The organism is Actinomadura madurae, assembly GCF_900115095.1.
GTDB classification, from domain to species: domain Bacteria; phylum Actinomycetota; class Actinomycetes; order Streptosporangiales; family Streptosporangiaceae; genus Spirillospora; species Spirillospora madurae.
In genome coordinates, this window is record NZ_FOVH01000002.1 from 609,124 (window position 1) to 616,472 (window position 7,349).

At 72.1% G+C, this 7,349-nt stretch carries 8 protein-coding genes; 4 read left to right on the forward strand and 4 right to left on the reverse strand.

Going from position 1 to position 7,349, the window contains the following annotated elements; genetic code table 11:
• Positions 1-45: 45 nt before the first annotated feature.
• Positions 46-687, forward strand: a complete 642-nt coding sequence (locus tag BM339_RS08570; protein WP_143118313.1) for a hypothetical protein — start codon at positions 46-48, stop codon at positions 685-687.
• Positions 688-1,113, forward strand: coding sequence for an NUDIX domain-containing protein (locus BM339_RS08575; RefSeq protein WP_021592607.1), 426 nt, complete (start codon positions 688-690; stop codon positions 1,111-1,113). It begins immediately after the preceding gene.
• On the opposite strand, the gene BM339_RS08580 is transcribed toward BM339_RS08575, so the two are convergent.
• Both BM339_RS08580 and BM339_RS08585 read right to left on the reverse strand, forming a co-directional pair.
• Positions 1,114-1,863, reverse strand: a complete 750-nt coding sequence (locus tag BM339_RS08580; protein ID WP_021592608.1) for an SDR family NAD(P)-dependent oxidoreductase — start codon at positions 1,861-1,863, stop codon at positions 1,114-1,116. It lies immediately after the preceding gene.
• An 11-nt stretch (positions 1,864-1,874) separates the two neighbouring features.
• Complete coding sequence (locus BM339_RS08585; RefSeq protein WP_021592609.1) at positions 1,875-2,603, reverse strand: SDR family oxidoreductase; 729 nt, start codon at positions 2,601-2,603, stop codon at positions 1,875-1,877.
• Between the two features lie 101 nt (positions 2,604-2,704).
• Between BM339_RS08585 and BM339_RS08590 the strand changes: the two genes are divergently transcribed.
• On the forward strand, positions 2,705-3,532 hold the full coding sequence (locus tag BM339_RS08590; protein WP_075020443.1) for a helix-turn-helix domain-containing protein: 828 nt from the start codon (positions 2,705-2,707) through the stop codon (positions 3,530-3,532).
• Here the strand turns inward: BM339_RS08590 and sbnB are convergent.
• Both sbnB and sbnA read right to left on the reverse strand, forming a co-directional pair.
• Entirely contained in the window at positions 3,523-4,548 is a 1,026-nt protein-coding gene (sbnB, locus tag BM339_RS08595; RefSeq protein ID WP_075020444.1) for a 2,3-diaminopropionate biosynthesis protein SbnB, read from the reverse strand. The two genes, BM339_RS08590 and sbnB, sit on opposite strands and share 10 nt — an antisense overlap.
• 24 nt (positions 4,549-4,572) lie before the next feature.
• Entirely contained in the window at positions 4,573-5,538 is a 966-nt protein-coding gene (sbnA, locus tag BM339_RS08600) for a 2,3-diaminopropionate biosynthesis protein SbnA (protein ID WP_021592612.1), read from the reverse strand.
• Between the two features lie 236 nt (positions 5,539-5,774).
• On the opposite strand from sbnA, the gene BM339_RS08605 reads away from it, so the two are divergent.
• On the forward strand, positions 5,775-7,325 hold the full coding sequence (locus BM339_RS08605) for an amino acid adenylation domain-containing protein (RefSeq protein ID WP_075020624.1): 1,551 nt from the start codon (positions 5,775-5,777) through the stop codon (positions 7,323-7,325).
• The last annotated feature ends 24 nt before the right edge of the window (positions 7,326-7,349 follow it).

The window sequence follows — 7,349 nt, forward strand, 5'->3', positions numbered from 1 at the left end:
GAGTGTGAGCGGTGTGGTGGGGCGTTGGTCCCGGTGGAGTACGGCATGCCCGTGGGCGACGAGCTGTATCGGCGGCATGAGCGTCGCGAGATCTACTTCACCGGGTCGTGCATGGGCGGGCCGGAGCCGTGGTGGTGCTGGTCGTGCGAGCGGTTCGCCGACCCCGAGCCGCGGCCTCCGCGGACGCTGACCAGGGAGGGCTACCAGCTGTCGCTGCTGGACGACATGCGCGACATGGCCCCGGGGGCCGTGCTGGAGCCGCCGGCGCCGTATGACGATCCGCCGGCCGGTCTGGTGGAGGAGGCCGGACGGTGGCGGGGCCTGCGCGATCAGAAGATCGCCGATCTGGCGGCGATCCTGGGTGATCCGGTCAGTGGTGGGTCCTCGCGGCACCGGTTCGCGCTTCCGCTCTGGCCCGATTTCTGGCTTGAGCACACGACCCTCGACACCGAGGTCGGCGGATACATCATCGGTCGGAAGTTCGTGCGGCGGTCGGGGACGCCGATGCGGTCGCCGGAGGAGATGCGCCCCTGGGCCGTCCTGCTGTCCGAGGCGCGGGACTTCTTCGGCTTGGGGGTGAACCGGATGCCCAATGCGATCTGCCAGGTCGTGCCCTTCGAAGTCAGGGGGCGGCGGATGGAGGCGGTGTTCGTCTTCGACCTGCTCCAGCACGTCTCGGAGGCCTGAGTGTCCGTTCGGGTCACCGGGGTGGTCATCGAGGACGGGCACGTTCTGCTGCTCGACCAGGACACCGGGGGCGGGCGGTCGTGGTCGCTGCCCGGAGGGAAGGTCGAGGCGGGGGAGACCCTGGCCGGCGCGCTGGTCCGGGAGATGAGGGAGGAGACCGGCGCCGAGGTCGAGGTCGGGCGGCTGCTCTACGTCTGCGACCACGTGCCGGCGGGCGTCGTGCACATCACCTTCGAGGCCCGGCGGGTCGGCGGGGTGCTTGGCGATGTGGCGGGCACTGACACCAGGCCGATCAGGGCCGTGGCGTTCGTCGCTCTCGCGGATCTGCCGGGGCTCGGGTTCGGCGAGCGGTTCGTGGAGCTGGCCCGCGCCGGGTTTCCCGGCGCGGGCTCCTACATGGGGGAGAAGGCCGCCATCGGCCTCTGATCACTGCGCGGTCCAGCCGCCGTCCACGGCGACGAGGGCGCCGGTGATGAAGCTCGACGCGTCCGACGCCAGGAAGGCGACGGTCTCGGCGACCTCCTCGGGGCGGCCGATGCGGCCGATCGGGTGGGCCGGGCCGAAGGAGGCGAGCATCGCGCGGCCGTTCTCGACGACGCCCTCCATGATGTCGGTGTCGATCACGCCGGGGAGGACGGCGTTGGAGCGGATCCCCTTCGGCCCGCCCTCGATGGCGAGCACGCGCGTCATCTGCGCCAGCGCGCCCTTGGACGCGGCGTAGGCCGTCTGCGTCTCGAACGCCACGACCGAGGAGACGGACGCGATCGACACGATCGCGCCGCCGCCGCCGGCCTCCATGGCGCGGAACGCCTCGCGGGCCTGGACGAAGTTGCCGCGCGCGTTGACGCGCAGGATGTCCTCGAAGTCCTCGACCGTGGTCTCGGTGATCGGCTTGTTCAGGGTGCGGCCGGCGTTGTTGACCAGGATGTCGAGGCGCCCGAACCGGTCGAGGGCGAGGCGCGCGGTCGAGCGCGCGAGGTCCTCGTCGGCGACGTCGCCGACCAGGGCCGCCACGGTGTCGGACGCGAGGTCCTCGACGGCGTCGGAGCGGTCGGTGACGACCAGGCGGGCGCCGCGGTCGCGGAGCAGCAGGGCCGTGGCGCGGCCGATGCCGCGGGCGGCGCCGGTGACGACGGCGACGCGGCCGGTGAGGTCCCAGGTGGACGGGAGCGACATGGTGGGTTCCTTCACGGTCGTTGGCGGGACGGGCGGACGACGATCTCGTTGACGTCGACGCCGTCCGGCTGGGAGAGGGCGTAGGAGACCGCCTCGGCGATGGCGTCCGGGGCGATGGCGTTCGCCCGGAAGGTGCGCATGGCCTCCGCGGCTCCGGGGTCGGTGATGGAGCCGGCGAGTTCGGACGTGACCACGCCCGGCGAGACGGTCGTGACGCGGATCGACGGGTCGCACTCCTGGCGCAGCCCCTCGGTGATCGCCCACGCGGCGTACTTGGTGCCGCAGTAGACGGCGCCGGTCGGGACGACCTCGTGCGCGCCGACGCTCGCGACCGTGACGAAGTGCCCGCCGCCCTGTGCGGCGAAGACGGGCAGGGCGGCGGCGATCCCGTGCAGGAGGCCCCGGACGTTCACATCGATCATCCGGTCCCACTCGTCGACGAGGAGGGAGTCCAGCCGCGACAGCGGCATGACCCCGGCGTTGCCGATCAGGACGTCCACCCGCCCGTGCCGGTCGCGGGCGCCTTGGACGAACGCGGCGACGTCCGCGCGGTCGGTCACGTCCAGCCGCACCGGGTCCAGGCCGGCGCCGCAGCGGTCCGCGAGCGCCTGGAGGCGGTCGGTCCGCCGCGCCCCCGCGACCACGCGGTGGCCCTCCTTGACGAGCCGGGCGGCGACGGCCTCGCCGATACCGCTGCTGGCGCCGGTGACCAGGACGACCTTCGATGAATTCGTTGCCATGGCCACCACCGTGGCCGGTCCGCGGGCTATGTGGCAGGTCGCGGGGTTCCTGGGAGTGCCGCACCCAGGAACCCCGGCGCACCGCGACCTACCATGGCGGCATGACGCGCACCGAACTCGGCGCCTACCTCTCCGCCCGGCGGGCCCAGGTGACACCGGACGAGGTGGGTCTTCCCGCCGCCGGGTTCCGCAGGGTCCCCGGGCTGCGGCGCGAGGAGGTCGCGATGCTCGCCGGGGTCAGCGTCGACTACTACGTCCGCCTCGAACAGGGCCGGGAGCGGGCCCCGTCGGCGCAGGTGATCGACGCGCTGGCCGCCGCCCTCCGGCTGGCGGAGGACGGCCGCTCGCACCTGTTCCGCCTGGCCGGGCTCAGCCCGCGCTCGCGCGCAGGCGCGGGCAGCGACCACGTGGATCCGGGCCTGCTCCAGCTCATGGACGCGTGGCCGGACAACCCCGCGATCGTCTACAACCGCGCCTACGACGTGCTCGCGTCGAACGCGATCGCCGACGCGCTGTTCCACGACTGGGCGCACTCGCGCAACCTCATGCACGTGGTCTTCACCGACCCGGCCGCCCGGACGTTCTACCAGGACTGGCACGAGGTCGCCCGCAACAGCGTGGCCGGTTTCCGGCTGGGCCACGGCGAGGCGCCCCACGACCCGCGGGTCCGCCGAGTCCTCGCCGAGATGCTCGAACGCAGCCCCGAGTTCGCCGAGCTGTGGGCGCGGCACGACGCCCGCGGCAAGGCGCTCGAACGCAAGCGGTTCCGGCACCGCGAGGTCGGGCCGCTGACGCTGACCATGCAGACGTTCGACGTCCGGTCGAGCCCCGGGAAGGAACTCGTCGTCTACCACGCGGAGCCGGGGTCGGCGAGCAGCGAGGCCCTGGCCCTCCTTGGGTCCCTCGCCGCCACCGGGCGTCAGCCGTAGCGCTTCATCTCGTGGAAGAAGCCCGGGACGGTGTTCAGCGTGCCGGACGACGACACGTGGTCGTACACATACTTCGCCACGGCCAGGTCCAGGACGCCCAGCCCGAACGGTGAGAACACCACCGGCTTTCCGGCGGGCGGCGTGGTCTTCCCGGTGAGGACGTCGTCAAGCGTCCCGTCGACGAAGTCGCGGTTGCCGACCCGCTGCTCCGCCAGGTGCGGGGACGTGTTCGCCTTCATGCAGTGCTCGACGTCGTCCACGATGTTGCAGGACGCCAGGATGATCTCGGGGGAGAGGTCGCGGAGCGACACGTGCAGGACGAGCGGGTCGTGCGCGAACCAGGCCGGGTCGTGCACGTGCGGCTCGCCGGCGACGGTCGCGAAGACGACCAGGTCGGACGAGCGGATCAGCGACTCCGCCGAATCGTGGATCGTGATCCCGCCCTTCTCCGACCGCTCCAGGTACCCCCGGAAGCCCTCGGCGTGCTCGCGGGAGAGGTCGTGGATCCCGAACTCGTCGAACGTGAAGCCGTTGCCCGCGAGGTACGTGTGGATGTAACGGGCGATCAGGCCGACCCCGACGAAGCCGACGCGGCGCGGCCGGGACCCGCGGGCATCGGCGAGGGTGGCGGCGGCGAGGGCGGCGGACGCCGCGGTGCGCGCCGCGGAGATGATCGAGCTCTCCAGGCACGCGAACGGGTAGCCGGTCTCGGCGTCGTTGAGGATCAGCACCGCCGACGCGCGCGGGATGCCGTTCGCGACGTTGCCGGGGAAGCTGGAGATCCACTTGATGCCGTGCACGCCGACGTCGCCGCGCACCGACGCCGGCAGGGCGATGATCCGGTCGGACGGCCGGTCGGGGAACCGCAGGAAGTAGGAGTCGGGGTTGACGGTCCGGCCCTCGCCGTGCAGCCGGTAGGCCGCCTCGACCATCCGGGTGACCTCGCGCTCCCGCCCGGCGACCGCGTCGTGGACCTGCGCGCCGGAGATCACGGCGAACGTGGGGGCCTGCGTCATGGAAACTCCGTGTCGTCTAGATGATCAGTCGCCGAGGATAGCGGCGAGGTCGCCGAAGTGCTCGCGCACCCAGCTCTCCTCGTAGAGGGAGTCCAGGTACCGTTCGCCGAGGTCGGGGGCGATGGCCACCGCGATCGGGTCCTCGCCGGGGTACTTCTCCGCCAGCCAGCGGGACGCGCCCGACACGACGGTGCCGGTGGAGCCGCCGAACAGGAACCCCCGCGCGGCGAGCGCGTGCACGGTCCGGATCGTGTCGGTCTCCGGGACGTGCACCACGTCGTCGATGTAGGCCTCGTCCACCAGCGCGGGCTTGCTGCTGGTGCCGAGGCCGGGCACCATCCGGCGCTCGGGGATGCCGCCGAAGGTGACCGAGCCGACCGCGTCCACCGCCACGATCGTGACCGGGCGCCGGTGCTCCCGGAAGTAGCGGGCGCAGCCCATCAGGGTGCCGGTCGTCCCGGCGCCGACGAAGAGGACCTCCAGGTCAGGGAACTCGCGGTCGATCGATGGAGCGGTCCCGCTGTAGTGCGCCAGCCAGTTGTTCCGGTTGGCGTACTGGTTCAGCCACACGTACCGCGCGTCCTCCGCGCACAGCTCCTGGACGTACCTGATGCGCCCCCCGAGGTAGCCGCCGTTGGCGTCCGTGCCGGACACGACGCGCACTTCCGCGCCGAGCGCCCGCATGACCCGCATCGACGCCGGGTTGCAGCGCGGGTCGGTGACGCAGACGAACCGCAGCCCGCGGCTCGCGGCGATCAGGCTGAGCGCGATCCCGAGGTTGCCCGACGACGACTCGACGATGATCGATTCCGGGGTGATCGCGCCCTCCCGGACGGCCGCCTCCACCATCGCCGCGGCCGCCTTCAGCTTCACCGATCCGGCGAAATTGAAGCCCTCGCATTTGAGGTAGAGCGGACGCTCGATGACATGCCGCAGATCGACGTAAAGGTCGTCGACATTGAAATCCTGCGGCGAGGTTATTATCGGCACGCTGCCACCCTGAAATGAAGAAGCAATTCCCTCATCTTCCCCCGAAGTTCGCCGCGGGCTTCACGCCAGAGCCATGGCGGCTCATCACGGTACCTTCGCGCATCTTGCCGCCGCAACCCCCCGATTACCCGCCGGTAGGGCACAATGCGAGGTGCTTCTGCCGGACGCCGGACATAAGCTATGGCCCGCTTGTATTGCTGTTACAGCGGAGAAGTTCTACATCACGGAGAGTAATGATGAGCGCTCGCGGACCCGCCGTGGACCGGCTGCTCCCCCTGGCCGGGCTGCCCGCCCTGGACGTGTCCGCGGCAGAGGCCCGGCGGGCCCGCGAGCTGGCCGCGCGGCACGGGATGCTGCGCGAGCAGGACGTCGACCTGGCCGATCCCGTCATCGCCCGCGTGGAGCGGTACGCCGCCGAGCGGGACCGTCCCGCCGTGACCGACGAGTACCGGTCGCTCTCCTATGGGGAACTGGCCGCCGAGGCCCGGCGCCTGGCCGCGCTCCTGGAACGGGAGGGCGTCGAGCCCGGCACGGTGGTCGGCGTCGGCGGCGAGCGGTGCGCGTCGGTCATCGCCGCGTTCCTCGCGATCGAGCTGGTCGGCGCCCTCTACGTCCCGGCCGACGAGACCTGGCCGGCGGGGCGCGTCCGCGACGTCCTCGACCAGGCGGGAGCGTCCGTGCTGGTCACGGTCGATGCCGGGGCGACCGCCCCCGCCCTGCTGGAGGGCGCCGCCGAGGCCGGCTGCCGCCTCGTGCGCGCCGCCGAGGCGGAGGGCCTCGCCCCCTGGACGGGCGAGCCGCGGCTGACCTCCCCCGACCAGCCCCGGTACGTGCTGTTCACCTCGGGTTCGACGGGCCGCCCCAAGGGCGCGGTCGTCGAGCACCGCGGCATGCTCAACCATCTCTGGGCGAAGAACATCGACCTGGAGCTGACCGGCGCGGACGTCCTCGCGTTCACCGCACCGCTCGGCTTCGACATCTCGATCTGGCAGATGCTCAGCCCGCTGCTGCTCGGCGGCCGGGTGGACGTCATCGGCGACGGGACGGGCCACGACCCGGAGGCGTTCGCCCGCGCGGTGGACGAGCAGGGCATCACGGTCGTCGAGCTCGTCCCCACCATGGTCAGGCACCTCCTGGACGATCTCGCCCCGGGGTCGGCTCATTCTGGGGGGACGGCCCCCCAGGCCCCCCGGCAACGGCCCTTGCCGCACCTCAGATGGATGATCGCCACCGGCGAGGAGCTGCCGGTCGAGCTGTCCCGCCGCTGGCTGGAGGCGATGCCGCACGCCCGGCTCCTCAACGCCTACGGCCCGACCGAGTGCTCCGACGACGTCACCCACCACGCCGTGACGTCCGGTGACCTGGAGCTTCTGCGCCTGCCGATCGGCACTCCGATCGTCAACGCGCGCCTGTACGTGCTCCGCGGGGAGGACGACGGCACGTGGACGGCGTGCGACGTGGGGGAGACCGGTGAGCTGTTCGTGGGCGGCCTGGTCGTCGGGCGCGGCTACATCGGCAACGACGAGCGGACCCGCGAGGCGTTCTACCGCGACCCGTTCGGCGCGTCCCCGACCGGGCGCCTCTACCGGACGGGCGACGCGGTGAAGCTGCTGCCGGCGGGCGCGGGCGGCGAGGACCGGCCCACCCTGCAGTACCTGGGGCGCGTCGACCGGCAGGTCAAGATCGCCGGGGTGCGGATGGAGCTGGGCGAGATCGAGGCGGTACTGCAGCGGCATCCGGCGGTGCGGGCCGCGGCGGTCGTGGTGCACGAGTACCCGCCCAGGTAGGGCCCCGCAATTCACGCTGCGTAA

Coding starts and splice junctions, on each gene's coding strand:
- BM339_RS08570 (WP_143118313.1), top strand. CDS start 46: ATGCCCGTGGGCGACGAGCTGTATCGGCGGCATGAGCGTCGCGAGATC.
- BM339_RS08580 (WP_021592608.1), bottom strand. CDS start 1,863: ATGTCGCTCCCGTCCACCTGGGACCTCACCGGCCGCGTCGCCGTCGTC.
- BM339_RS08585 (WP_021592609.1), bottom strand. CDS start 2,603: ATGGCAACGAATTCATCGAAGGTCGTCCTGGTCACCGGCGCCAGCAGC.
- BM339_RS08590 (WP_075020443.1), top strand. CDS start 2,705: ATGACGCGCACCGAACTCGGCGCCTACCTCTCCGCCCGGCGGGCCCAG.
- sbnB (WP_075020444.1), bottom strand. CDS start 4,548: ATGACGCAGGCCCCCACGTTCGCCGTGATCTCCGGCGCGCAGGTCCAC.
- BM339_RS08605 (WP_075020624.1), top strand. CDS start 5,775: ATGAGCGCTCGCGGACCCGCCGTGGACCGGCTGCTCCCCCTGGCCGGG.